Genomic DNA, 21,526 nt, shown 5'->3' on the forward strand with positions numbered 1-21,526 from the left:
CTGGGAACGGGACGGACCGGCACGGCACGGCAGCCGAAACCGTCGGTTGCCCGGAGTGCGGGGGCGGAACAGCCGGAGCAGGCGGACGGTCAGGGAGCGTGTTGTCCGAGCACGGCCTCGCCTTCTCCGAGACCCGGCTCGTCCTGCCGGAACCCGACCGGGCCTCCGAGCCGGTGCGCCTCACGGGCAGCGCCTCGCTCCGGACGACCAGGGCGTCCGGCCGTCGGTCGCATCGCAAGAGGCCGCGGGCGGTGGGACCGTGCCGCGGATCGGCCGGGACGGGTGGGCCGTGTTCGTGGCGCTCGTGGCCGTGTCGCACCACTGGGGTTCCCGAGCGCCGCAACGGGCTGGTCCACTCGGAGGAGCGGAGTCTTCGATGTGCTTCGGTGCCGGGCCGGGGCGAAGGCGGCGGTCCTCCGCGCCCTGCCGGCGGGATCCTCATCCCGTCGACGCCGGCGGGGGCGGCGTGGGGAGAGGACCGATGCCAGGATCGAAGTGGTCGCGGAGGTAGATGCGGGTGCGTTTCGGCGTGTACTCGTGCGCGTACAGACTGACACACAGCTCACTGGACGAGTTGTACACACCGGAGACGTCGGGCGCCTTGGTGGCTTCGGCGGAGCCGGGACAGACGTGGCCGTAGCGCATGCCGTCCTCGAACGTCTCGGGTTCCGGGAGTCCGAAGTGCGCGAAGTGGTGGGGAGCGACGCCGGCCTGTGCGGAGGTCGGTTCGAGCCACATGCCCTCCGGGGGGTGCTCCTCCAGATACGCCTCCGCCTCCGACCTGGTCAGGGTGAAGGTGAGAAGGCCCGTGTCGAAGCGGGAGGTGACCTCGTACGCGGCTTGCGGGGACCGGGCCGTGGCCGGGATGCCGAGGCCCATCCGCTCGCTCATCCACTCCGGTGTGATCCCCTCGGCCCACCGCGCGTCCGCCGCCGCCTTCTCCAGGCGGTCACCGGATCCGGCGTCGTCCGGCCCGCCGAGGAGCCACCCCGACGCGGCCACGGCGCCCGAGAGGACCAGCACACCCGCGGCCACTCCGGCGACGAGCCACGGGCGGCGACCACCGCCGCCTTCGGTTCCGCTGGCCACTTCCTCGGGCACCCGGCAGGGATCCACGTCGCTCATCGGCCGTCCGCCCTTCCCACCGGGATACCGGTCGCACGGTCCTGTCGTTGTTCCCTGCCGGGGTTCAAGCGTCCGTCCCTGCTGTCGTCGGGACCCGCTGGCGGGTCGTCGTCGGACTTCGAGAGGCCGAGATCATAACTCCGGACGCTGCCGCTGCCCACCCTGTCGAACTCCTGGGCGAGGCCCACCCGGTGCGGCTCGGCCGTCTGCCCGTCGGGAGCCTCCGGCGGGCCGGCGGCGACGCCCTCGTCCCCGTGGCAGCGGTTCCGGACGTTCACCTGGTGGTCGACGCCGATCCCGGGGTGCCGTTCGCGTCCGGGACGGCCGTCACCACACCGGTGACGTTGGCGTCGGTGCCGCCCACCGCGCGGAAGGGTAGCGAGCGCGCCTTGCGGCGCTGCTCGTCGAGCCAGGTGCCGTAGCCGTCGGCGAGCGAGGCGAGGACGGCGCTCGGTTCGGTCCGGCGGGCGGACACCGCGAGGGCCGCGAGTTCGTCATGCCGAGATTGACGTACCCGCACTCGATTGCGAAGGCGGAGGGGGGATCATGGGGGAGACGTGACGCGTGGGCAAGAAGCTGCCCGATGAGCTCGTCGAGGTCCTTGACCTGGTCGGTGTGCAGTGGCCGAACATCGACGAGGACGAGGTGCGCGATACCGCCAAGGACTACCGCAACCTCGCCGAAGACATCCGGGACGTCGTAGCCGAGGGAGACAAAAGCCTGTTCGCACATGGTCGGCGGCCGAAGCAAGGGCAAGACGGTCGACGCACCGGACCGCAGGAGACAGAGAATTGTTGATCCGCATCACACCACGTCAGGTGGTTGACAGCTTCGGCCTTGCCTGCGTCACCTGCTTCCCTCGCTCCGCCGACAGTCACATGCGGCGCGAGGTGGCGCACTTCCTGTCGGATGTCGGCCTGCCGGAGAGCTCGTTCTTCTCGAGCCGCTTGGACCTCGAGGACGAGTCCCTGGAGAGGATCGACGACAGGCCGAGCCTGAGAGCCGTGTTCGAGGCAGATGGCGCAGAATGCCCGCCCGAATCCGAAGGGTGGGAAATTCTGGGAGTATTCAACTGCGCAACGGTCGTCATCGACCCGAGCGATGGGAGAGTCCACTCCTTTCCCGAAGAGGAAGAGAGCTATACCGCGATGAACGCGGATCTTTCCTCATTCGTTCATTCCCTCATCGTCCTGGAGCGCGGAAAGAGTGAATACAAGGGACTTCCGGTGGACGAAGAGGGTGAACGCGCCCGCGTCGTGGAGCGTATGCGACAGCAGATTTACGAGGTCGACGAAACCCCTTTCACTGATGGAGAAAGTGAGTGGAGCAGGCTCTTCGAAGAAATTGGCTTCGGAATGCGGGGCTGAGACGGACCTCTCCACTCCACACCTCCAGACGAACGCCGTCGACGACGGCCAGGGTCCCGGGCGGACATGGGATGTCACCCCGCCTCAAGCCCTCCTCCACGACGCGGAGTCCATGGCCGCGTGCCGGGCCGTGATCGTGCGGGGAGAACTCGCTCACCGCGGGCGCCCTTCAGCCGGCGGACTTCTTCACGTGCGGAGGAAACACGGACCGATGACTGTCAGGTCCGCCCAGACGGTCTTCGTGTACGCGTCCCGCACCTCGTAGCCCCATCGTTCGGCGTACGCCGCGACGAGCAGCAGTCCACGCCCCGACGGGGCGTCGGGCGCCGCCGGTCCGGCCGCCGGATCACGGGGCAGGCGCCCCGGGCGGGTGTCGGTCACCTCGACGCGGACGACGCCGTGCTCGGGCAGGAGGAGCAGCGTCAGGCGGAAGTCCCGGCCGGGAGTGCGACCGTGGGTGACCGCGTTGGCCGCCAGCTCGGCCGTGACGAGGGCGACGGCCCGTGACGTCTCGGAGTCGTACGGGATTCCCCAGGCCGCGAGCTGCTGCCCGGCGAGGCGACGGGCGAGACGGGCTCCGCGTGCGGTGCTGCTGAGACGGATGGTGAGGTGGGGGACGCCGGTGGGCAGTTCCACCCTGATGTTGGTCGACTTCACGGGGTCACCGTCCCGTCACGCGGACAGCGGGGGCGAGGTCGGACCTCCGTACCCGGTCACGTGGTACGGCCGCTGTACGGGTTCGTACGACGGGTGTACGGGTGCGCGCGCGTGGCCGGAACGCCGGGCCGGTCGTTATCGCTCACGACGGAACGCCGCGCGGAACGAGGGGGTGCGATGGGCAGGACGACCCAGCGGGAATGCGGGACCACCGGCCGGCGCGGACCGGACAAGGAACGTCCGGCGGCCTGGAGCGCCTACGGCAAGCTGGTCCGCCTCTTCCGCGAACGCGCCGGCCTCACCCAGCAGGCCCTCGCCGAGGCGATCGACTACTCGCTGGAGCAGGCCGCCTCCGTCGAACAGGGGCGGAGACCGGCGAAGGCGGCCTTCACGGAGGCCGCGGAGCGGGTGCTGGAGGCGGGCGGGGCGCTGCGGGTGCTCCAGGAGGACGTGGATCGGGCGAAGCTGCCCCTGTTCTTCCAGGACTTCGCCTCGCTGGAGGCCGAGGCGGTGAGCAGGTTCTCGTACGACCCGATGCTGGTGCCGGGGCTGTTGCAGACGGAGGCGTACGCCCGTGCTCTTCTCGAAGCGCACTTCCCGCCCCTCGAAGAGGAGGCCATCGAGCAGCACCTCACCGCCCGGCTCGCCCGGCAGTCCCTGCTGACGCGCAGGAGCCCGTGCGTCGTGTTCTCGTTCGTCCTCGAAGAGGGCGCTCTCCACCGGGCGGTGGGCGGCGGAGCAGTCCTGAAGGAACAACTCGCGCACCTGCGGGACTGCACCCGCATGCGAAACGTGGAGATCCAGGTGATGCCGACCCAACGGGCCGCGCACAGCGGGGTCAACGGCCAGTTCGTCCTGCTGGAAACCGTCGAGCGGCGGCAGTTCGTCTCCATCGAGGCCCAGGGAGTCGTGAACATCCGCTCGGACCGAAACGAGGTCAGCGAGTTCTGCCTCCAGTATGGAATGCTGCGCTCACAGGCCCTCAACACCGAGGAGTCTGCCAGGTTCATCGAGCACTTGGCAGGGGAGCTATGAGCATCGACCAGCACGTTGAGCAGTCCGGCGACCTCGCGTGGTTCAAGAGCAGCCACAGCGGAACCAACGGCGGTGACTGCGTCGAGGTGGCCGCCGGCGCGGGTGCCGTGTACGTACGGGACTCCAAGGCCGCGGGTGACGGTCCCGTGCTGCGGGTCGGCCGGGACGAGTGGGCCGCGTTCGTGGCGCTCGCGGCCATGTGACGTCACCGGCTTCCGCGTTTCCTCCCGTCGATTCCCCAGGCCTGATCGATGCGGGCGTAGACGCCCTTGTACCCGGCTTTTTTCTTCTTCGGCTCCGTCGGTGGGCGCGCCACGGGCTGCGTAGGCGCGAGAGAGAGCCGTGGTCGCATGGTGCGTGAGGGGACCGCGTACGCGGCGAACGCCCGTTCCGTCTCCACGGCGGCCCCTTCCGCGATGCGCGTCGAGATGCTCGAGTACAGGACGCCGAGGCGGGGCAGCACCTGGGGCAGGTACGGCAGCGGCTCTCCGTTCTCCCGGAGAGCGCGGAGAGGACCGGCACGTGTTCCCGCAGCGGACTGTCGACTTCGACCAGGAGGGTCTGCCGTTCGGCGGTGGAGTACTTCGCCAGTTCGGGGCTGACCGTGCGGGCCAGGTCCTCCCAGGTGAGCGTGTGCTGCAGCCGTGCGTGACGGGCCAGCGTGTCACGCACGGCGGTCAGCAGCTCGTTCTTGGTGTGCGGGGCACGGCCCCGCCGTGGAGCCGAAGCCGGAAGCGTGCGCCTCGGGTTTCCGCCTCGGCTGCGATTCCTTCGGCCGGCCGGTCCACGCTGCGGGCGCCGCCGGGTCCGAGGTGTCGGGAGTCGTCCGCAGGCCGGTCCGCCGGGCGGCCTGCGCGTCGAGCCGCTCGTACCGCTTGAACTCGACGGCCCAGCCCGCGGTGCCCTCGCCGACGAGCATCCGCGCGTCACCGGTGACGCGGTACACGTGAGGGGCGGACGGCCCGCCGGTGTCGCCCGGGAGCGCTGTCAGGCCCCGGACGACCGGGCTGCCCGCTGGTTTGACGTCGGCGACGAGCAGCCGTCGGTCCTCCGCCGCGAACGGTGAGTCGGCCGGGGCGGGTGTGAAGACGAGGCCGGTTTGGAGGGGAAACGCGACCGGTCCGGGGTGTGCGGGCGAGAGGTGGGTGCGCTCGGTGTGGGGCGTGACGAGGCCGGACGGTGTCAGCAGGCAGTCCTCCAGCGGGGTCCAGGACACTGTGCGATCGCGGCCCTCCGCGCCGATGTGGACCCGTCGCTCACCGCCTGCCGTTTCGCAGCGAACCCGGAGGCAGTAACCGTGGCGGCCGAGGATGTGCTGGGTGATCGGGCCCCCGAAGCAAGGATCCAGTCGATGCCGTCGGCGTCCGCGGCGAGTTCGTCGTCGGCCCGGCGCCAGGCCCGGTAGCCGACGGCGCCGAGCTGGAAGCGCAGTCGGCGCCGGCTGCCGGGCAGGTAGACGTCCACCGCGTCGCCCGGGCCGGTGCCGAGGTCGCGTGTCTCGACTCGCCCCCTCACTTTCCGCTCACCGAGCAGCCTCTGCACTCCGCGCTTGATGAAGAGGTGGTCGGCGCTGGACTCACCGTTGTTCACGCGGTGGCAGGCCGGAGCGGTCGCGTGGTGGGCGAAGTGACACACCTGGGTGGTGTACCGCCGGTCGCTCAAGTTCCCCGCCGCAACAGTCGAGTTGCAGTCCGCACCAGTAGCTGTAGGCGGGGTGCGCCTTGCGCCAGCGGTCCAGTTCCCACCTGTCCATCGGCAGGATGACCGGATGGTCGGAGTTCTTGTGACCGGTCACGGCCGTCTGTACGAGACGGTGGTCGAGCATGGGACCTCGCAGGAGCGTCATGGAGATGTCCACCCGGCCGACGCGGGTGACACGAGCACCCCTCAATATGTGTCTCATGCACTGAGTTCACAAGGAAAGCCCAGTTCCTCACGTACACCGACGGCCGAGGCGGGTGTCGAAGCGTCGAAGCCGTCACACCTCGATGCGCAGCCAGGTGTCGCCGGCGCGGGGAGGTGGAGATGCCCGCACCGGAGGCCGGCCACGTGTGGGGTGGTGTCCGACGCGACGTGCAGGTTCCCGGCAATGCCCGGGGCTCGTCGGCCACCGTCGTCGACGCCCTGGACGCGCGGGCGCGGGAGGTGGACCGCTGGATGGCCCGCTGAGCCGGTTCGCCCGAGACCGTCGTCCGCCGCCTCTTGCTCGCCGCCTGCGGTCGTACGGGATTCTGTACGGCTGTCGTACGGGTCCGGGGCCGTGCCTCCGTCGTTGCGACGCGCGTTGAACAAGGCCCCGGCGGCGGGCTGAGCGTCGCCGCGGTGCGGGTGAGCGGGGTGCGGGACGGAAGGGCGTGAGGCATGAGCACGGTGCGGGAGACACGGGGCGGTCGGGCGGCTAAGGCGAAGGAGGAGGGCGGGGGTGACCTGCCGGGGGCGTGGGCGGCGTACGGGAGGCTGCTCCAGCATCTGCGGAAGCGGGCCGGGCTGAACCAGCAGCAGCTCGGGGAGGCGATCGACTACTCGCTGGAGCAGGTCGCCTCGGTCGAGCAGGGGCGGCGGCCGGCGAAGGCGGCGTTCACGCGGGCGGCGGACCGGGTGCTGGAGGCGGGTGGAGTGCTGGAGGTGCTCCAGGACGAGGTGGACCGGGCGAAACTCCCGCGCTTCTTCCGCAACTTCGCGGTCATCGAGGCGGAGGTGGTGAGCCGCTTCTCGTACGATCCGCTGCTGGTGCCGGGGCTGTTGCAGACGGAGGAATACGCGCGGGCGGTGTTCGCGGGGCACTGCCCGCCGCTGAGCGAGGAGATCATCGACCAGCACGCGGAGGCGCGGCTGAGTCGGCAGAAGCTGCTGACGAGGGTGCCGCTGGCGGAGCTGTCGTTCATCGTGAGTGAGGAGGCGTTGCGAAACCCGGTGGGCGATGCGGAGGTCATGCGCCGACAGTGGCAACGGTTGCTGGAGGTTGGTGCGTTGCGCAACGTCGAGGTCCAGGTCATGCCTGCCGCTCCGGGGTTCCATTCCGGGCTGAACGGGCCGTTCGTGGTACTGGAGACCAACGAACACCATCACCTCGGGTACATCGAATCCCAAGAGGTCGGGTGCGTCGTCCGTGATCCGGCAGAGGTCAGCGCCTTCGGGTTGCGGTATGGCAAGCTGCGATCGCAGGCGCTGAACAGCGTGGAGTCTGCGCGGCTCATCGAACGGCTGGCGGGAGAGACGTGAGCATGGAGCAGGTGACCGGGAACATGGACGGGCTGCACTGGTTCAAGAGCAGCTACAGCGGATCGGGCGGCGGTGACTGCGTGGAGGTGGCCACCGGTGTCGACGCCGTGTACGTGCGGGACTCCAAGGCCGCGGGCGACGGGCCGGTGCTGCGGGTCGGTCGGGGCGAGTGGGCGGCGTTCGTCGCGCTCACGGCGGGATAGCTCCGACCAGGGCTTCCGAGCGGAACAGCGGGCTGGTTCGCGTCACTTGAGAGGACGCGAACCAGCGCGTTGTCATACTGCTGACTCAGAAGAGGGCACCCTCGATGCCCTCACCGAAATCCGATCCACCTCGCACGGCCAGCTGCTCCTTGCGCTTCCGGATGGCCTCGGGAGAAGGCGGGGGCAGGTCGGGGTGCTTCTCCCCGGCCTTTTTCTCCGTCACTCCCTACCAGGGCCGGCTGGTCCGTGGCGAAGGAGGTCTCGCCGGTGAGCATGTGGTGCAGCAGGCAGCCCACGGCGTAGAGGTCGCTGCGCCCGTCGAGCCGGTCGAACGGCTGGCGGAACTGCGGTTCTCGACCGACAGGCCGCAGACCACGACCAGCGTGGGCGACCTCGCCAAAGCCGGTGCCCTGTCGTTGCGTTCCGGACAACAGCCGGTGGACGGTGCGACGGCTCCCGGCAGGGACTCCGTGCCCCTCCTCACCGTCGCCGCCCTGCTGACGGACGGCACTCCCGGCGGGCTCGTCGCCGCCGGATCGGCGCCCGTGACCGCCGAGGAGGGCGACGTCGTGGTCGCCGGTGTCGTGCGCGCGTACCGGGCGTGGGTGCACGAGGGGCCCCGACGGCCCTGGAGCCCCAGCTGTACGCCCTGCGGGTGGACTCGGCCAGACTGAACGCGCACTTCCTCGCAGGCTGTCGCGCGCACCCTCCAACGGACGTCAGGCGGGCACCCACGCCTCCAGTTCGTCACGGGTCGACATACGGCGTCTGCAGGTGCTCCAGCTCCCCTTGCGGGAGCAGGAAGCGTACGCCGAGATCTTCCAGGGCCTCAGGGACTTCGAGGCACACCTCGGCGAGGTCGGTGACCTGGGCAGAGGACTGGTGAGCGACGTCTGCGACCTGCTCGCGGCCGGCGGGCTCGGCGCCTGATCTCACTCGAGGTCCTCCAGGAGCAGGTCCAGCGCCGCCTCCTCGTGCAGGGCGATGCCCGACGCCCGCATGGCGGGGGCCAGCTCCGGGTCCCACACGGCCTCGACCGGCGGGCCGGTGAGGGGAAGGTGCGGGGCGCCGTGCAGGTGGGTGCGGGTCGCCAGGTGCTCGTAGTCGGGGGCGCGCATGCGCCACGGCTCGGCGGCGTAGCGCCGGATGACGCGGTTGGCGAGGGCGATGCCGGGCCAGTCGAAGTCGCCGTGGTAGGCGAAGGCGCAGCCGGACGCCGCCAGGGCGTCGAGGAGGGTGAGGACGACCGTCGCCGCGCTGCCCGAGGTGCAGACCAGGGGTGCGGTGCGGGCGGCGTCCGCGGCGGCCTCGACCACACGGGGGTTCTCGCAGACGTGGACCCGGGTGCCGGACGGCATCGTCAGGCGGAGGGTGCGCAGGTCGCGCAGGGTCAGGTGGGTCTCCCTGTGGTGGTCGGCGCGCTCGCGCAGGGCCGCCTCCTGCCAGGTGGTGCCGGTGGGGCGCAGGCCGTGGGTGAGGACCGTGCTGGAGACCTCGTCCGGGGTGACCGTGGCCGCACGCCACAGGGCCCGGCGGGCGGGGGCGTCGGTGGGGAACTCCTTGTTGTGCGCCAGGGCGATGCCGCGCAGGACCAGCCGGGACAGCAGGGTGCCGTCGTCCAGGCCGTGGGCGGAGCCGGTGGCGCGGGTGGCCAGTTCGCCGCGGCCCCAGGAGGCCGGGGCTCGGGGCGCGTCGCCGTCCGGGAAGAGGATCGCCAGAGTGCGGATCGCCTGCGTGACGACCGTGGTCGCGGTGTGCGGGTCCTGGCGGGCGAGGGTGCCGCCGCGTCGTAGCTCCTCCAGCCACTGTGCCGTCCAGGGCCGGTCCGGCAGGGAGGTGGACTCCAGCTCCGTCCGGGCCGCCGACCACACGCGGGCCCGTTCGGCCGCCGCCGCGTCGCGGGCCGCCCTGCGGTCGGTCAGGGGCGGGCCCAGCGCCTCCAGGGTGGCGGCCAGGCCCCGGCCGGCCGCGCTGGCGCGCAGCCGGGTGTCCAGGTCCGGCAGGCGGACGGTGGCGGTGGGGCCGGTGACGGGTCTGGCCAGGAGGAGGGAGAGCGCCTCGCGTTCCGGTGCGTCCAGGTGCTGGAGTCTGACGGCACCGGCCGGCTGGAGGCCCTGGCGCTCGAGTCGGGCGCGTACGGCCGTCCAGAGGCGGGTGAGGCCCTGCCGGCTGAGGAAGGCGAGGGTCCCGGCGTCCAGGGGGCCTTCGTCGGCGCGTCCGGGGCGGCTCATACCGGCATCAGCCTTCGCTGCCGTCCGTTCCACGTGTAGTGGAGCGTGGCCACGCCCCGTACGTGCGGGTCGCGCAGGCACTCGTAGATGTGCAGGGACGGCACGTCCGGCCAGTTGCCGATCAGGCGTTCGCTGGTGAGGACGAAGTCGAGGTCCAGGTCGACGAGGATGCGGCCGAGACGGGCGTGGGTGGGCTCGTCGACCTTGGCGAACGCGTCGTCGAGGAGGATCAGGCGGGGTGTGTGCGGGGCGGTGTCGGCGAGGCCGGTGAAGTGCGCCGCCGCCGCGGCGAAGAGGACCAGGTAGGACAGGACCCGCTGTTCGCCCTGGCTCAGGCCCGTGCGGCCGGAGAGCTTGCGGCGGCTGCCGGGTGCCGCGTCGTCCACCACCCAGGGGGTGAACGTGAACCAGCCGCGGTAGTCCAGGGCGGTGCGCAGGTGGGCCGCGTAACCGGCGGCCGGGTCGGCGCGGCGGGCGTCCTCGATGCGGCGCTGGAGGACGTCGCGGAGCTGCTCGGACTGCTCACGGGTGCGCAGGCCCGAGGGGCTGCGCAGGAGGTCGACGGCCGCCTTGACGTCCGCCTCCGCCCCGTCGGCGAGCTTCCAGTCGAGGGTGACGCCGAGGCCGTGCGAGGTGCGGACCGTGGCGAGGGTGGTGTTGAGGGCGTCGACCAGGGCGCCGGCGGCGAGCACCTGTGCGGACAGGTGGTCGCCCAGCTCTCCGGCCAGGAAGCGCTGGAAGACCTCGCTCTCGCGTTCCGTGAGGCGGTCGCGCGCTTCGGCGGCCTCGGCCGCGATGCGCTCGCCGACCCGGGCGACGTCGCTCGGGCCCTGGTCGTTGACGAGCCGGCACAGCTTGATGCCGTCGTGCTCCTCGAGGGTCGCGTCGTAGCCGCCGGAGAGCTGGTCGCGCAGTTCGGTGTGGCGGTTGAGCAGGGCGGTGTCCGAGAGGTCGCGGTGCTCGGCGTCCAGGCCGCGGCGCACGGCGCCGGTCAGCCGGTCCAGTGCGGTGAGACGCTCCCGCACGTCGTGGTGGACGGGGTCCGGGGACTTCAGGGCGCCTTCGTCCGCGTCGGCGTCGAGCCCCGCCCCGCGCAGCAGACCCGGCAGCGCGAGTGCCGCCCGCAGCCGTCTGCCGCAGGCCAGCACCTCGTCCTCCTGGGCGGCGAGTGCCTCGCGCCGTCTCCTGTCGTCCTCCTCCGCCCGTACGCGCAGGTCGTGCACCTCGGCGCGGTCGTCCCGCAGGCGCGGGAGCTGGCGTCCCGCGGCGTCCAGCCGGCGCTTCGCCTCGGCCTCGTGGGCGAGGATCTCCTGTTCCGTGGCGCCGAGGGCCTCCTCCAGGGTCCGGACGGTGCGGCGGGCGGTCTCCAGGCGGCCGAGCGGCTCGGCGTAGTCCGTCTCGGCCTCCCGGCGGGCCGCGACGGCGCGCTCGTGGTCCGTCCGGCCGTCGTGGTGGCCCTCGGCCGCGGCCAGGACCGCGCGCAACCGCCGCCGCAGGTGCTGGGTGCCGCGTCCGAGGCGGTCCAGGGCGAGGCGGACCGTCTCGAGTGCGGCCGGGTCCGCCGGCAGGTCCTGGGCGCTCGCCGTCGTCTCGGCCTCCCGCCGGGCGGCGACCGCGCGGGCCCGTGCCCGCTGTGCTTCACGGGCCGCCGTGGACGCCTGCGCGGTGAGGGACTCGACGGTGCCCTCGGCCTCGGCGGTGCGGGCCCACGCCTCCGTGAGTCCGCGCGCGGAGGGCGGTCTGCGCAGGGTCTCGCCGACCCGGTCGCGGCTCCCGGTGAGGGCGCGCAGGGCCTGCCGGCGCTCCTCCAGGGCGGCGTCCACGTCGGCCAGCCGGCGGTCGAGGTCCGCCAGTGCCCGGCGGCGGGTCTCCGCGCGGACCTCCGCGCCCACGTACTCGGCGGTCTGCTTGAGGTGGCGGCCGCGGGCGATGCCGAGCCGCCAGGAGCCGTCGGTGCCGGCCGCGGTGTGCACACCGGTGTCCGCGTCGGTGTGCACGTCGGTGTGCGGGGCGGCGGCGCCCTCGGCGAGGGCCACCGACTCCAGCACGTGCTGGACCTGTTCCGCCGTCACGCCGCTGTCCGGTGCGGCGACCGGCCGCAGTGCGCGGGCGAGCGACGGCCCCGTGACCGGGGCGCCCGGAGTCAGGAGGGTGTCGTGCGTGACCGGGTCGAGGACCGTGCCGTCGGCGCGCACCCAGGCGTCGAGCAGACCGCTCGCCTCCAGTGCGGCCTCCAGTCCCGCCCGCGCGTCCGGTGGCAGGCCGGGGACGAAGTCCACCAGGCGGTACAGGGGCGCCCCGGTGCCGGGGGTACGGGGAGCCGCGCGGTGCGGCGGGGGCGGGGGCTCGGGGTCGGTGCGGCGTTCCCACTCCGCGCGCCGGCGGCAAAGCTCCTCCCGCTCGGTCTCCAGGGTGCGGACGGCCAGGGCCAGGGTGTCGCGTTCCTCGGCCAGCTCCGCCAGCCACGGTTCCACGGCGGACCGGGCCGCGTCGGCCACCTCGTCGGGGACCTGGGCGGGCAGTGGTCCGTCGGACGGGTCGTGGGCGAGCGGGGCGAGCACCTCGTCCAGGGGCAGTCCGGTGAGCTCGCGCAGCCGCCCTGTCCAGGCTCCGGCCTCCTCCGCGTAGGTCTCCGCCTCGTGGGCCGTCTCCTGCCGGCGCCGCTCCGCCCGGGTACGGGCGTGCTCCACCTGGGCTTCCAGGCGCTCACGCGCGGTGTCGGCCGCGTCCGCCTCGCGCCGGACCTCGTCCGACCGCTCGATGAGGGCGGCCAGTTCGATGACGAACCGGGCCCGGTTCCTGATCACCGGCTGTGCGGCGTCGAGCCGGGCGTCCCAGGCGTGCAGCGCGGTGGCGCAGATCCCGGTGTCGACCGCCAGCACCTCACCGTGCCGGACCAGGTGGAAGTCGCCGTCCGGTGCGGTCAGCTGGACCGTGGTGGCGGGTGCGACCGGCGCGGCCGGTGTCGCGACGGGCTCCCCGAGGTGCACGGGGTCCAGCCCGGCCCGCTCGGCTTCCCGTACCGACTCGGCGTGGGCGGTGCTCAGTTCGACCAGTTCCGCGCCGAGCCGTCCGGCCTCGGCGGTGAGGCGCCGCCCCGCCTCCTCCTCGCCCAGGTGCGCCTGGCGTACGGCCCGGAACGCGGCGTCGGCCGCGCTGTGCAGGGCGGTGACGGTGGCGCGTTTCTCCCCCAGTTCCCGCAGGCTGCGGTAGTCGGCGCCGGCGTGCAGTGCGGCCAGGTCCGCCTCGGCCGCTTCCTGCTCCGCCACGTGGTGGTCGATGCGGTCGTCGAGTTCCCGCTCGCGTCCGCGGAGTTCCTCCACCGCGCGGGCCGCGTCGCCCGCGGCCCTGCGGTGCTCCCTCAGGCGCTCCAGCTCCGCGCCGGCCCGGTCCGCGCGGCGGCGCAACGCTCCGTGGAGGTAGCCGCGGTAGCCGGTGAGGAAGGCGCGCAGGGCACGGTCGGTGCGTTCGAGGCGTCCGAGGTGGGCCCGGACGGAGTCCAGGTCGTCCAGGCTTCGGGCCACCTTCTCCACGACCTCGTCGTCGAGGGCGGGCAGGGTCTCGGCGAGGACCTGGACGAGTCCGCCGGAGTCGATGCGGTCGCCGATGGTGGGGCGGCGCAGCCGGTGCAGGAGGTGGAGCAGGTTGCGGTAGCGCGCCGGATCGGTGAGGCCGAACAGGTCGCGGGCGACCCTGGCCCGGTGTTCGACGGCGCGGTCGGTGACGTTCTCCGGGCCGACCAGTGTCTTCAGCCGGTCCACGGGCAGGGGCTGGCCGGCGGGGGCGAGGTCGAGGTCCTCGCCGACCCGCAGCCGGGTGGTGAAGAAGAAGGGCTTCGCCGTCCTGGTCGACTGCGACGCGCGGACGGCCGCGCCGACGGTCAGGTGCCGGTCGTCGCCCTCCTCGTCCGTCCGCGCGAACTCCAGCCACAGGTAGCCCAGCCGGTTGGTCCGGGCGAAGCCGTCGAGCATGAGCCAGGCCAGGGTGGTGCGTCCGGTTCCCGTGGCGTCCAGCGCGCGGGCGTCGCCGTCGAGGAGGTAGGGCAGCAGCATCTCCAACGCCTTGGACTTGCCGGCGCCGTTCTTGCCGCGCAGCAGCAGGCGGCCCTCGCCGAAGGTGAACTCCTGGTGGTCGTACTGCCACACGTTCCGGATGCCCGCGCGGTGCAGTCGGTAGCGGTGCGGGGACGGCGGACGGTTCATCGGGGCGGCTCCTTGCCGGGGTCGTCCGTCGGGGACGGGGCGGTACGCGGGGCGAGCGCCACCGTGGTGGCGTAGCGGGCGGCCGCGGCGAGCAGGATCCAGCCGCCGGCGGCGCGGTCCTGGCCGCGTGCGCCCGAGACGTCGGTGACGGAGCGGCCGTCGGCCGCCGTCCCGTCGTACTCCTCGGGCAGGCCGTGGCCGTCCGCGCGGACGGGGCCGGCGGGCGCGATCAGACGCATCCTCACGAGGAGGTCGAGTACGGCGGCGAGGAACCCGTCCCGGTCCTCCAGGTGGCCGCGCTGCCAGGTGCCGCGCCTGCCGTACTCCTCGATCAGTTCGTCGAGCAGGCCGGGCAGCAGTCCGTCCGGGACGGGCACGCCGATGACGAGCCGGCCGCCGACCGCCGGATGGCCGGCCCCTTCGGGGCGCAGCCGGCCGACGAGGCGCTCCACGAGGAGCAGCGCGGCCTGGGCGACCGTGCCGGTGCCGGGGAAGCGCAGGTCGGTGAGGTCGTCGTCCGTGTCGATCAGGGCGATGCCCTCGGCGCGGATCTCGGCCTCCAGGCCGAGCAGTTCGGAGAAGGCCTGCGCCTCGCGCCGCTGCCGGGTGCGCAGCCACTCGCGTTCGGCGTCGGTGAGGTCGTCGAGGTGGACGACGGGGGTTTCGACGAGGCGGCGGCGGACGTACGTACGGGGCCCTCCGAAGCCGGGGTCGGCGGCCCGGCGGACGAGGTCGGCGCCGTCGCGGCTCCGGGCGAGCGGGCCGGCGACGACGGCCCGCGCGATGTCGCGGTCCACGGTGAGCAGCGCCTCCCCGGCCCGCTCCTCGGCGACCGCCGCCACCTGGCCCTCGGTCTCCACCAGGACTCCCCAGTCGACGAGCTGCCGCAGGGCGGCCGCCAGGGTCCGCCGTTCGGCCTGCCGTCCGGTGTCGGTGATCTCGATTCCGGCGTCGACGGCCGCGGCGCGCAGGTCGGCGACGAGCTGGGAGAGCAGGAGCTGTTCCGGGGCGGTGACGAGGACGGACAGGGCGAGGGCCAGGTAGGCGTACGTCCGCGGGGTGAACGGGGTACCGGTCGACGGCCGCTCCAGACGGTGTCCCGAGCCGGGGCCGAGACCCGCCTTGAACAGCCGGGCGTAGGAGGCCTCGACCAGCAGGCGGTAGCCGAACACCTGCTGGAAGCGCTGGGCGAGCCAGTCGGCGTGGCGGCGGATCAGGGGGAACGTGTCGCTGTGCGGCCCGGTGCTGGTGACCAGCGGGTGGGCCAGCAGGAGCCGGGCGGCGGTGCGGCGTTCGGCCGCGAGGGCGACGTCGTGGGCGGAGGGCAGGGGCATCAGGCGCTCGCCTCCCCGGCCTCGGGCATCGGCTCCCCCACCGCGGGCGCGGACGTGCTCTCGACGGCCACGGTGAGGTCGTCCGCGGTCAGGTCGCCGTCCACGGACCGCAGGACGGTGGACCGGCCGGGCGTGCGCCACGCGGTCAGCCGGATGCCGAGGTCCGCGTCGTCCGCCTGTGCGCCGTCGAACAGGAAGTCGTCCGCGTCCCGGTGCAGCCGGGCGTTGCCGAGGGCGGTGGTGAGCAGCTCCAGCAGCAGGCGCATGGCCGGGGCGCCGAGGCGCACCTGGTCGAACCGGCCGGAGGCGCTGCGCAGTTCGTCGGCCGCCGACCGGCGGGCCGCGGCCTGCCGCCGGGCCTGCTCCATGAGGCGGTGCTTCTGCTCGGAGTGGTCCTCGGCCGCCGCCGCGCGTCCGCGCGGGGCCCGGCTGCCGCGCTCGCGCAGCGCCACCGGCACGTCCACCACGGGCCCGGTCCACCAGCTCACGTAGGCCGGCACGGACCCGTCGGGGTCCGGCGCGACCCCGAGGTGCCGCGCGCCGTAGAGGCCGAAGGCGGCGACCGCCAGGTCGTGGGCCTCCTCCGGCTCCGCGGCGTCGAACCAGGCCGCCAGCCGCAGCAGGTCCTTGCGGCGGGACATCTCGCCGGAGGCGGAGCGCAGCATCCGCTTGGCGTTGGCGAGCAGGGAGTGCAGGGCGCGCAGGGTGGCGTCCCTCAACTGGTCCACCTGGCTGGAGTGCGCTCCGCCGGTGGTGAACCACTCGCGCAGTCCTTCCCAGTCCGCCAGGTCCCGGCCGCGGCTGCGCTGCACCCGGGTCTCGGGCAGTCCGCCGGCGAGTGCTCCGATGCCCGCCGTGTGCTGGTCGATCCGGGCGAGCAGCGCGGGCAGGTGGGGCCGGACGGCGTCCAGGTGGGCCGCGATGCGCGGAGCCCGGAAGGAGACGTCCTCGGTGATGGCCTGCACGTAGTCGAGCAGCAGTTCCTTGAACCCCTGGTACTCCGCCGAGTCGAGGTCGTAGCGCGCCAGCACCTGGCCCAGGTAGGCGTAGAAGTCGCGGACGGACTCGGCGAAGTCGGCGAACTGGACGAAGAGGGTGCTGATCCGCTCCAGCGCCCGCTGCGGATCCGCGCCGCCCGGCGCCGCGGCCATGGCGGCGATCTCGCGCAGACCGCGGTCGACCAGGGCCAGCAGCTCGCTGCTCACCTCGCGGGCCGCGTCCGCCCCGGACAGCACCTCGTCCGCGTCGCGCTGTACCCGCTCCCCCAGCTTGGAGAGCTGGTAGCGGGAGCGGGAACGCTGGTACTCGGAGATGCTCGTCGCCCTGACGGTGTGGGTGCTGCGCAGCAGGTTGCCCCAGCGCACGAGCTCCTCGAGCCTGCGGGTGAGCGTCTCCGCGTCCGGTACCGCCCCCGGGCCGCCCCGCTCGGCCAGCTTGCCCATCAGGTCGGGCACGGACAGGTCCGCCAGCAGGGTGCCGCAGAACACGCGCATCACCGCGATGTACTCCAGGCGCTCGGGCGCGCTGAGGTAGGCGTACGCGCTGAGCCGCTGCCAGTCCTCCGCGTCCGTTTCCCGCCCCTGCGGTGCGTCTGCTTCTTTCCCCTCCATACCGTCGAGACTACGGACCGCCGCTGACGGCGCACAGCGGGGTAGGGGGCGACCGGCCGCTCAGCCCCCCATTCGATCACGTACGGGAATGTTCCATCGGTTTTGTGACAGGTCCGGTCAGGTCGGCCCCTTCGCGCAGTTCCACACAGGGAAGGAGCGCAAGGAGTGCAGCGCCGACGGCGGCTGCCGGGACGCGGTCACCGGCGATGTGCGGACGGGGCCCAACGGCACCCTCCCCGCTGCCGCCCCGGCAAGGGCGATCCGAGGGCCTGCGCCCTCGGCGGGCCGGGGAGGACCGGGGCGGACGGCCCCTGCCCGGAGCGGCCGAGGCCGACCCGATGCGGCCCCGGCCGGTTCGTACCGGCCGGGGGCCGCGTCGGGTCCGGCTCAGGGCCGCGCCGCCGGCTCCTGGGTGAAGACCGCGTGGAGACGGCGGGTGTGGTCCACCCGGCGTTCCGGGCCGGTCAGGATGACCGTCGCCGTCAGACGGGCGTCGGTGCTCGACGCGGCCAGCCGGAGTTCCAGGTCACCGGGTTCGACGATGCGGTGGCCGTCGCGGCCGGTGAAGGAGGCCACGTCGGCCGGGACCGTGACGCGGACGCGGCGGGACTCCCCCGGCTCCAGCTCCACCCGGGCGTAACCGACGAGCCGCTGCACCGGCTGGACGACGGAGGCGACCGGGTCGTGCAGGTAGAGCTGGACGACTTCGGTGCCGGGCCGGCCGCCGGTGTTGCGGACGGTGAGGGCGAGACCGAACTCGCCGTCCGTACCCGCCTCCCGCGCGTCCACCGCGAGCTCGCTCCAGGCGAAACTCGTGTACGTCAGGCCGTGCCCGAAGCCGAACGCCGGGGTCGGGTCGACGTTGGACACCTCGCTGGCCTGGGCGAGACGTGCGCCGAGGTAGGTGGCCGGCTGGGAGCCCGGGCCGCGCGGCACGCTGACCGGGAGCCGTCCGGAGGGGTTCGTACGGCCGCTGAGGACGCCGGCGATCGCCTGGGTGCCGGCGACTCCGGGGAAGAAGGACTGCACGATCGCCGCGGACCCGGCGGCGGCGCGGCCGAGCGCGTACGGCCGTCCGGCGAGCAGGACGGTCACCACCGGCGTGCCGGAGTCGAGCAGCGCGTCGAGGAGTTGCTGCTGGGCGCCGGGCAGGGCGAGGGACTCCGCGTCGCAGCCCTCGCCGCTGGTGCCGCGGCCGAACAGGCCCGCGCGGTCGCCGAGGACGGCGATGACGAGGTCCGCCCGGCCCGCCGCGTCCACCGCCTCGCCGATCCCGGAGAGGTCCCCGTCGTCGACGCCGGTGCCGCGGGCGACCGTGATGTCCGCGTCGGGGAACTCGGCGGCCAGGGTCTCGCGCAGGGTGGGCAGGTCGATGCCGACCGGGACGTCCGGGTGCTGCACGCCCACGTGCTGGGGGAAGGAGTAGCAGCCCAGTACGGCCGTGGCCTCGGTCGCGTTGGGGCCGACCAGGGCGATGCGGCGGGGAGCGGCGAGTGGCAGGGTGCCGTCGTTGGCGAGCAGGACGACCGCCTTCTCGGCGAGCTCGCGGGCCAGTTCCCGGTTCTCGGGCCGGTCCAGGTCGACCGTGCCGCGCAGGGCCTCCGGGTCGTCCAGGTCCGCGCCGGCGAGCGCGGGCGGGACCGGGCTCCAGTCCGGGTCGAGCAGGCCGAGCACCGCCTTCTGGCCGAGGACGCGGCGCAGGGCGCGGTCGATCAGCGCCTCGGGGACGCGACCGTCGGCGACGGCCTCGGCGAGCGGTGCGCCGAACGTCTTGACGGTGGGCAGTTCGATGTCGACGCCGGCCTTCAGCGCGGCGCCCGCGGCGTCGGCCCAGTCGTCCGCGACGCCGTGCAGGATCTTGAGGAAGGCGATGCCGAAGTAGTCGGCGACGACGGTGCCGTCGAAGCCCCAGGTGTCGCGGAGCAGTCCGGTCAGCAGGCTCTCGTCGGCCGCGGCGGGCACGCCGTCGGTGTCCGTGTAGGAGTGCATCACGGAGCGGGCGCCGCCCTCGCGGATCGCCATCTCGAACGGCGGCAGCAGGACGTCGGCCCGCTCGCGCGGGCCCACGGGCGAGGGGGCGAGGTTGCGTCCGGCGCGGGAGGCCGAATAGCCGACGAAGTGCTTGAGGGTGGCGACGATCCCGGCGGACTCCAGGCCCTGCACGTATGCGGTGCCGATGGTGCCGACGAGGTAGGGGTCCTCGCCGATGGTCTCCTCCACCCGGCCCCAGCGGGCGTCGCGCACCACGTCGAGGACCGGCGCGAGACCCTGGTGGACGCCGACGGAACGCATGTCGCGGCCGATCGCGGCGGCCATCCGGCGCACCACGTCGGGGTCGAAGGTGGCCCCCCAGGACAGCGGGACGGGGTAGGCGGTGGCGCCCCAGGCGGCGAAGCCGGCCAGGCACTCCTCGTGCGCGACGGCGGGAATGCCGAAGCGGTTCGCCGCGGTGATGCGGGACTGGGTGCGCAGCAGGGAGAGCGCGCCGAGCGCCGGGTCGACGGGGGCGGTGCCGAAGGGGCGGGTCAGCTGGCCCAGTCCGCTGGGCAGAAGCGCGTCGAGATCGACGGCCTCCTCCATGTCGTGCTGGTGCGGGGCGACTTCGCCGCCGTCGGCGGACGCGCCGACCCACACTCCGTAGAGCTGCGCGATCTTCTCGTCCAGGGTCATCGCGTCGATGAGCGCGTCGACCCTGGCGGTGAGGGGGCGGTCGGGGTCGTTCCAGAGGGGGGCTTCGGGGGTGGTCTCTACGGCCACGTCGGCAGTCACTTTCCTCCGACGCCCATCAGACCCTGGACCAGGGCGCGACGGGCGAACAGGTAGACGAGCAGGATGGGAACCATGGACAGCACCACGGCTCCCAGCAGACCGGGGATGTCGATGCCGTGTTCGGTCTGGAAGTTGTACAGACCCAGGGTGACCACCTTGGTGGAGTCGGACTGGGTCAGGACGAGCGGGAACAGGAAGCCGTTCCACGCCTGGAGCGCGGAGAAGACCACGATCGTGGACAGCCCGCCGCGCGACAGCGGCAGCACGAGCTGGAGGAACATGCGCCGCGGGGTGGCTCCGTCCATGGCCATGGCCTCGTACAGCTCCGGCGAGATGTCGCGCATCGCGCCGCTGAGGATCAGCGCCGACATCGGCAGGCAGAACGCGGCCGTGGGCAGGATGACGCCCAGCAGGTTGTCGTACAGCCCGGCTTCGCTGATCAGGTAGAACATCGGCACGATGACGGCCTGGGCCGGGACGGCGAGGCCGAGCAGGAACAGCCGGAAGACCGCCGACGTGGTCCTGCCGCGGCTGCGGACGATCGCGTAGGCGAGCGGCGGGACCAGCAGCAGCACGATGCCGACCACGCAGGCGGTGACGACGAGCGTGTTGAGGAAGTACTGGCCGAAGCCCGAGTCGAAGGCGCCCGTGTAGTTGTCCAGCGTGAAGCCGTCCGGGAGGGAGACCGGGCCGTTCTCGGCGTAGTCCTGGCGGGTGCGCAGGGTCGCGGCGAGCAGCACGTACAGCGGCAGGCCGACGACGAAGAGCCAGAGGAGCGAACCGACGCCGGCCGCGTAGTTCGGTCGGCGCCTCATGACACACCCTCCATGGAGCTGCGCATCTTGTCGTAGCCGGAGACCCGGACGACGATCAGCGAGATGATCGTGGCCGCGACGACCAGGGCCAGGGCGATCGCGGAGCCGGTGCCGTAGTCGAAGCTCTTGAACGCCTTGTCGTACATGTAGTAGGCGCTGATGGTGGTGTCGGTGCCGGGGCCGCCCTGGGTCAGGATGAGGACCGTCTCGAAGGTGGTCAGGCCGCCGACGATCATCAGGATCATCGAGGTGATCATCGAGTTGCGCAGCTGCGGCAGCGTGATGTGGAAGAACTGCCGGTAGCGGCCCGCCCCGTCGATCTCCGCGGCCTGGTAGAGCACCTGGGGGATCGCGCGGGCGGCGCCCTGGTAGATCAGCGTGTGGAACGGGGTGAACTGCCAGGTGCTGACGAACGCCAGCACCCCGATGGCGGTGGCCTGTTCACCGAACAGGTTGCCGTCGCCGAACAGCCAGGTGGCCTCGGCCGGGATGCCGAAGTTCGGGTCGAGCAGCGCCCGCCACAGCACGGAGACGGCCGTCGCGGACAGCAGCAGCGGAACGAAGTAGATGACGGACAGCACGGCCCGGTTGCGCTGGTGGCCGGCGGCCCAGACGCCGAGCAGGATGCTCAGCGGGGTCTGGAGGACCACGCCGAGCACGGTCAGCAGCAGGGTCAGCCAGATGCTCTTGAGCATCACCGGGTCGTCCATCAGGCGCGACCAGTTGTCCATGCCCACGAACTGGGGCGAGCTGAGCCCGTCCCAGCTCATGAAGGACAGCACCGCCACCATGATCAGCGGGACGATCGCGAAGAGGGTGAAGAACACTGCGGCGGGCAGCGCCCAGGCGAAGCCGGGGCGGCCCACCTCCGTTGCGGACGAGGCGGGCGGCCGCCGGAACCCCTTGCGGGGCCCGGCGGCGGGCCGGGCGCTCGTGGTCTGTGTGGTCATGAGCCG

At 72.9% G+C, this 21,526-nt stretch carries 22 protein-coding genes; 9 read left to right on the top strand and 13 right to left on the bottom strand.

Features of this window, described 5'->3' with window-relative positions; all coding sequences use genetic code 11:
• Nucleotides 1-438: 438 nt before the first annotated feature.
• Entirely contained in the window at nucleotides 439-1,125 is a 687-nt protein-coding gene (locus tag KYY02_RS24295) for a hypothetical protein (RefSeq protein WP_371241313.1), read from the bottom strand.
• 274 nt (nucleotides 1,126-1,399) lie between these two features.
• Nucleotides 1,400-1,600, bottom strand: a complete 201-nt coding sequence (locus KYY02_RS24300; RefSeq protein WP_371241316.1) for a hypothetical protein — start codon at nucleotides 1,598-1,600, stop codon at nucleotides 1,400-1,402.
• Nucleotides 1,601-1,689: 89 nt separating this feature from the next.
• Between KYY02_RS24300 and KYY02_RS24305 the strand changes: the two genes are divergently transcribed.
• Complete coding sequence (locus KYY02_RS24305; RefSeq protein ID WP_371241318.1) at nucleotides 1,690-1,923, top strand: hypothetical protein; 234 nt, start codon at nucleotides 1,690-1,692, stop codon at nucleotides 1,921-1,923.
• Between the two features lie 20 nt (nucleotides 1,924-1,943).
• Nucleotides 1,944-2,492, top strand: coding sequence for an SUKH-4 family immunity protein (locus KYY02_RS24310; protein ID WP_503167874.1), 549 nt, complete (start codon nucleotides 1,944-1,946; stop codon nucleotides 2,490-2,492).
• A 186-nt stretch (nucleotides 2,493-2,678) separates the two neighbouring features.
• Here the strand turns inward: KYY02_RS24310 and KYY02_RS24315 are convergent, their stop codons facing one another.
• Nucleotides 2,679-3,149, bottom strand: a complete 471-nt coding sequence (locus tag KYY02_RS24315) for an ATP-binding protein (protein WP_371241325.1) — start codon at nucleotides 3,147-3,149, stop codon at nucleotides 2,679-2,681.
• A 177-nt stretch (nucleotides 3,150-3,326) separates the two neighbouring features.
• Between KYY02_RS24315 and KYY02_RS24320 the strand changes: the two genes are divergently transcribed.
• Nucleotides 3,327-4,184, top strand: coding sequence for a helix-turn-helix domain-containing protein (locus tag KYY02_RS24320; RefSeq protein ID WP_371241328.1), 858 nt, complete (start codon nucleotides 3,327-3,329; stop codon nucleotides 4,182-4,184).
• On the top strand, nucleotides 4,181-4,387 hold the full coding sequence (locus KYY02_RS24325) for a DUF397 domain-containing protein (RefSeq protein ID WP_371241330.1): 207 nt from the start codon (nucleotides 4,181-4,183) through the stop codon (nucleotides 4,385-4,387). Before KYY02_RS24320 ends, KYY02_RS24325 begins: the two co-directional genes overlap by 4 nt.
• 461 nt (nucleotides 4,388-4,848) lie before the next feature.
• Here KYY02_RS24325 and KYY02_RS24330 read toward each other — a convergent pair whose 3' ends face one another.
• Together KYY02_RS24330 and KYY02_RS24335 are read right to left on the bottom strand one after the other, a co-directional pair.
• Nucleotides 4,849-5,400: a hypothetical protein gene (locus tag KYY02_RS24330; protein WP_371241332.1), complete on the bottom strand. Its 552-nt coding sequence runs from the start codon at nucleotides 5,398-5,400 to the stop codon at nucleotides 4,849-4,851.
• Nucleotides 5,367-5,846 carry a hypothetical protein gene (locus tag KYY02_RS24335; protein ID WP_371241334.1) on the bottom strand — a complete coding sequence of 160 codons (480 nt, stop codon included), beginning with the start codon at nucleotides 5,844-5,846 and terminating at the stop codon, nucleotides 5,367-5,369. The genes KYY02_RS24330 and KYY02_RS24335 overlap by 34 nt, the downstream gene beginning before the upstream one ends.
• A gap of 363 nt (nucleotides 5,847-6,209) precedes the next feature.
• Between KYY02_RS24335 and KYY02_RS24340 the strand changes: the two genes are divergently transcribed.
• The 3 genes from KYY02_RS24340 to KYY02_RS24350 all read left to right on the top strand — a co-directional run bounded on the left by KYY02_RS24340 (nucleotide 6,210) and on the right by KYY02_RS24350 (nucleotide 7,609).
• Nucleotides 6,210-6,353 carry a hypothetical protein gene (locus tag KYY02_RS24340; RefSeq protein ID WP_371241336.1) on the top strand — a complete coding sequence of 48 codons (144 nt, stop codon included), beginning with the start codon at nucleotides 6,210-6,212 and terminating at the stop codon, nucleotides 6,351-6,353.
• A gap of 192 nt (nucleotides 6,354-6,545) precedes the next feature.
• Nucleotides 6,546-7,406: a helix-turn-helix domain-containing protein gene (locus tag KYY02_RS24345; RefSeq protein ID WP_371241338.1), complete on the top strand. Its 861-nt coding sequence runs from the start codon at nucleotides 6,546-6,548 to the stop codon at nucleotides 7,404-7,406.
• A 2-nt stretch (nucleotides 7,407-7,408) separates the two neighbouring features.
• Nucleotides 7,409-7,609, top strand: a complete 201-nt coding sequence (locus tag KYY02_RS24350; RefSeq protein ID WP_371241340.1) for a DUF397 domain-containing protein — start codon at nucleotides 7,409-7,411, stop codon at nucleotides 7,607-7,609.
• An 85-nt stretch (nucleotides 7,610-7,694) separates the two neighbouring features.
• Here the strand turns inward: KYY02_RS24350 and KYY02_RS24355 are convergent, their stop codons facing one another.
• A complete protein-coding gene (locus tag KYY02_RS24355) occupies nucleotides 7,695-7,832 on the bottom strand; it encodes a hypothetical protein (protein ID WP_371241342.1) in 138 nt (45 codons plus the stop codon).
• 55 nt (nucleotides 7,833-7,887) lie between these two features.
• Between KYY02_RS24355 and KYY02_RS24360 the strand changes: the two genes are divergently transcribed.
• Together KYY02_RS24360 and KYY02_RS24365 are read left to right on the top strand one after the other, a co-directional pair.
• Nucleotides 7,888-8,283 carry a hypothetical protein gene (locus tag KYY02_RS24360; RefSeq protein WP_371241344.1) on the top strand — a complete coding sequence of 132 codons (396 nt, stop codon included), beginning with the start codon at nucleotides 7,888-7,890 and terminating at the stop codon, nucleotides 8,281-8,283.
• 115 nt (nucleotides 8,284-8,398) lie between these two features.
• Nucleotides 8,399-8,539 (top strand): hypothetical protein, encoded by a 141-nt coding sequence (locus KYY02_RS24365; protein ID WP_371241346.1) that lies wholly within the window; start codon nucleotides 8,399-8,401, stop codon nucleotides 8,537-8,539.
• 2 nt (nucleotides 8,540-8,541) lie between these two features.
• Here the strand turns inward: KYY02_RS24365 and KYY02_RS24370 are convergent, their stop codons facing one another.
• The 7 genes from KYY02_RS24370 to KYY02_RS24400 form a co-directional block, all read right to left on the bottom strand.
• Nucleotides 8,542-9,840, bottom strand: coding sequence for a TIGR02679 family protein (locus KYY02_RS24370; protein ID WP_371241348.1), 1,299 nt, complete (start codon nucleotides 9,838-9,840; stop codon nucleotides 8,542-8,544).
• Nucleotides 9,837-14,042 carry a TIGR02680 family protein gene (locus KYY02_RS24375; RefSeq protein ID WP_371241350.1) on the bottom strand — a complete coding sequence of 1,402 codons (4,206 nt, stop codon included), beginning with the start codon at nucleotides 14,040-14,042 and terminating at the stop codon, nucleotides 9,837-9,839. Before KYY02_RS24375 ends, KYY02_RS24370 begins: the two co-directional genes overlap by 4 nt.
• Nucleotides 14,039-15,376 carry a TIGR02678 family protein gene (locus KYY02_RS24380; protein WP_371241352.1) on the bottom strand — a complete coding sequence of 446 codons (1,338 nt, stop codon included), beginning with the start codon at nucleotides 15,374-15,376 and terminating at the stop codon, nucleotides 14,039-14,041. The genes KYY02_RS24375 and KYY02_RS24380 overlap by 4 nt, the downstream gene beginning before the upstream one ends.
• Nucleotides 15,376-16,986 carry a TIGR02677 family protein gene (locus KYY02_RS24385; protein ID WP_371241355.1) on the bottom strand — a complete coding sequence of 537 codons (1,611 nt, stop codon included), beginning with the start codon at nucleotides 16,984-16,986 and terminating at the stop codon, nucleotides 15,376-15,378. Before KYY02_RS24385 ends, KYY02_RS24380 begins: the two co-directional genes overlap by 1 nt.
• A 387-nt stretch (nucleotides 16,987-17,373) precedes the next feature.
• On the bottom strand, nucleotides 17,374-19,755 hold the full coding sequence (locus KYY02_RS24390; RefSeq protein WP_371241358.1) for a beta-xylosidase/alpha-l-arabinosidase: 2,382 nt from the start codon (nucleotides 19,753-19,755) through the stop codon (nucleotides 17,374-17,376).
• Nucleotides 19,752-20,570, bottom strand: coding sequence for a carbohydrate ABC transporter permease (locus KYY02_RS24395; RefSeq protein ID WP_371241360.1), 819 nt, complete (start codon nucleotides 20,568-20,570; stop codon nucleotides 19,752-19,754). Before KYY02_RS24395 ends, KYY02_RS24390 begins: the two co-directional genes overlap by 4 nt.
• Nucleotides 20,567-21,520, bottom strand: coding sequence for a carbohydrate ABC transporter permease (locus KYY02_RS24400; RefSeq protein WP_371241362.1), 954 nt, complete (start codon nucleotides 21,518-21,520; stop codon nucleotides 20,567-20,569). The genes KYY02_RS24395 and KYY02_RS24400 overlap by 4 nt, the downstream gene beginning before the upstream one ends.
• Between the last annotated feature and the right edge of the window lie 6 nt (nucleotides 21,521-21,526).

Origin of the sequence: Streptomyces pimonensis (assembly GCF_041380215.1) — a bacterium.
Taxonomy (GTDB): Bacteria; Actinomycetota; Actinomycetes; order Streptomycetales; family Streptomycetaceae; genus Streptomyces; species Streptomyces pimonensis.

What these genes read in the sequence shown, in the direction of transcription:
- KYY02_RS24350 (WP_371241340.1), top strand. Translation starts at nt 7,409, where the DNA reads ATGGAGCAGGTGACCGGGAACATGGACGGGCTGCACTGGTTCAAGAGC.
- KYY02_RS24320 (WP_371241328.1), top strand. Translation starts at nt 3,327, where the DNA reads ATGGGCAGGACGACCCAGCGGGAATGCGGGACCACCGGCCGGCGCGGA.
- KYY02_RS24385 (WP_371241355.1), bottom strand. Translation starts at nt 16,986, where the DNA reads ATGGAGGGGAAAGAAGCAGACGCACCGCAGGGGCGGGAAACGGACGCG.
- KYY02_RS24370 (WP_371241348.1), bottom strand. Translation starts at nt 9,840, where the DNA reads ATGAGCCGCCCCGGACGCGCCGACGAAGGCCCCCTGGACGCCGGGACC.
- KYY02_RS24375 (WP_371241350.1), bottom strand. Translation starts at nt 14,042, where the DNA reads ATGAACCGTCCGCCGTCCCCGCACCGCTACCGACTGCACCGCGCGGGC.
- KYY02_RS24340 (WP_371241336.1), top strand. Translation starts at nt 6,210, where the DNA reads ATGCCCGCACCGGAGGCCGGCCACGTGTGGGGTGGTGTCCGACGCGAC.
- KYY02_RS24345 (WP_371241338.1), top strand. Translation starts at nt 6,546, where the DNA reads ATGAGCACGGTGCGGGAGACACGGGGCGGTCGGGCGGCTAAGGCGAAG.
- KYY02_RS24400 (WP_371241362.1), bottom strand. Translation starts at nt 21,520, where the DNA reads ATGACCACACAGACCACGAGCGCCCGGCCCGCCGCCGGGCCCCGCAAG.
- KYY02_RS24325 (WP_371241330.1), top strand. Translation starts at nt 4,181, where the DNA reads ATGAGCATCGACCAGCACGTTGAGCAGTCCGGCGACCTCGCGTGGTTC.
- KYY02_RS24395 (WP_371241360.1), bottom strand. Translation starts at nt 20,570, where the DNA reads ATGAGGCGCCGACCGAACTACGCGGCCGGCGTCGGTTCGCTCCTCTGG.
- KYY02_RS24295 (WP_371241313.1), bottom strand. Translation starts at nt 1,125, where the DNA reads ATGAGCGACGTGGATCCCTGCCGGGTGCCCGAGGAAGTGGCCAGCGGA.
- KYY02_RS24380 (WP_371241352.1), bottom strand. Translation starts at nt 15,376, where the DNA reads ATGCCCCTGCCCTCCGCCCACGACGTCGCCCTCGCGGCCGAACGCCGC.